Origin of the sequence: Frankia sp. AiPs1, assembly GCF_023716945.1 — a bacterium.
Classification (GTDB): domain Bacteria; phylum Actinomycetota; class Actinomycetes; order Frankiales; family Frankiaceae; genus Frankia.
This window is the reverse complement of sequence record NZ_JAMQQF010000865.1, coordinates 1-1731: the sequence shown is the minus strand read 5'-3', so window position 1 is coordinate 1731 and position 1731 is coordinate 1. Positions and strand designations below refer to the sequence as shown.

2 protein-coding genes are annotated in these 1731 nt (G+C 71.4%); one reads left to right on the top strand and one right to left on the bottom strand.

The genetic code is table 11. From position 1 onward, the window contains the following. A partial coding sequence (locus ND748_RS31400) for a glycosyltransferase family 2 protein (protein ID WP_251749920.1) occupies nucleotides 1–804 on the bottom strand: 804 nt, incomplete at its 3' end. Nucleotides 805–1427: 623 nt separating this feature from the next. Here ND748_RS31400 and ND748_RS31395 point away from each other — a divergent pair. Next, nucleotides 1428–1731, top strand: a 304-nt coding sequence (locus ND748_RS31395; protein WP_251749919.1) for a YafY family protein, incomplete at its 3' end; no start/stop codon positions are given.

Here is a 1731-nt window from a genome sequence, read left to right as displayed (position 1 = left end):
GTCCTGCACCCGGCCGGTGGCGAGCTTGCGGGCGGTGAGGACGACGAGCTGGCCGGCGTGCACCGCAGGCCAGCTCCAGCCCAGGCTGACCCGGTGGCGGCGGGCGTAGACGGCGGCCGAGCGGCCGAGTTCGGCGTGCAGCAGGCCGGAGCGGCCGACGGTCTCGCCGCCGACGTGCACCACCGGCCATTCTTCGTCGGCCCAGGCGAGCCGGCCGCCGGCCGCGTACAACCGGGCGAACAGGTCGGTCTCCTCGTAGTACATCCAGTAGGCGGGATCGAAGCCGCCAAGGCGCAGGAAGGTCGGAATGCGGATGGCGAAGAAGGCGCCGACCGGGTGGCGCAGCTCCGGCCACCGGGCGATGGCCGCCGCCTCGCCCCGCAGGGTGATGAAGGCGTTCGTGCGCGGGGTCGGCAGCACTGCGCGGGACCGTCCCGGACTGCCGTCGCTGGCGAGGAACGGGAACCCGACGACGTCGACGGACGGCGGGTACCAGGCAAGAAGCTTCGGAAGGACCTCCGCGGTGTCGCGGGGGATGGTCACATCACTGTTGATCACCAGCAGCCAGTCCGGCGCCGGCCCGTCCGCCACCGCACCTCGGACGGCGAGGTTGACCGCCGTGCCATAGCCGACGTTGCCATGGCCCTCGACGACACGCACCCCGGCGGGCACCGGGCGTCCGGCGAGCGTGGCGTTCTCTACCAGCACCGTCTCGCAGCCGTTCATGGCGAGCAGGGCCGTGAGCAACTGGTGCAGATGGGTCGAGCCTCCGTAGGACACGACGACCGCCAACAGACTGTGCATCATCCGCCTTCACGAGAACATTGAGCGCTAACGAAAAATCCGGAATAACACCGCCGTACGCCCACGGAGCACACCGGCAGACAAATCGGGCCAGATGATCGATCAGATTTCGCCGGTGCCGCCGCGCTCATGGCCGTACCCCCGTGACACGACAACAGGTCGTGACCCACCCCACCTCGGCCGACCAGCCCGGACACCGGTCGCGACCAGGGTAACTAGCGCATCGTAGTGCTCCACGTTTGCCTACCCGGCGAGTCGCGCACCGCGACCGGTTCAGCCGCCGTCAGAAACCGCTGAAATATGCACCGAAAATCCTGCCGGATGCGGCTCAGGGCAATGCCGGGATGAATTCCTGGCGCGATCACGATCACCACCGGCCAACGGGCCGCGCCGCCCGGGTCATCCGCCACCCCGTCCCGCGCCGCCCCGTCCCGTCCCGTCCCGCGCCGCCCTAGCCTCCCGCGCCGCCATCGCCTCCCGCGCCGCCATCGCCCGCCCCGCCTGGGTCATCCGCTGCCGCTCGGCATCCCAGTCATCGCACATCACGGGCACGGGGCAGCGAGATTGCCCAAGTCGCGCCGTTTCGCCACCAGTCGTGACAGGGCCCTGTCAACGTGGAACGCATGCCGCACCCAGATCGACTGACCGCGATCGTCGAGGAGCTGCGCCGGGCCGGACCCGCCGGGCGCACAGCCGCAAGCCTGGCGGCCAGGCTGGACGTCAGCGTGCGAACGATCCGCCGGGACCTGCTGGCCCTCCAGGACGCCGGGGTTCCCGTCGGCGGGATCTCCGGGCCCGGAGGCGGGTACGTGCTCGCCCAGCACGCGATGCTGCCGCCCGTCGCACTCACCCAGGGCCAGGCGAGTTCGGCCGCCGTGGCACTGGCGACCGCCGCGGCCGGCCCGCTGACCCGCGACGGCGCGGCGG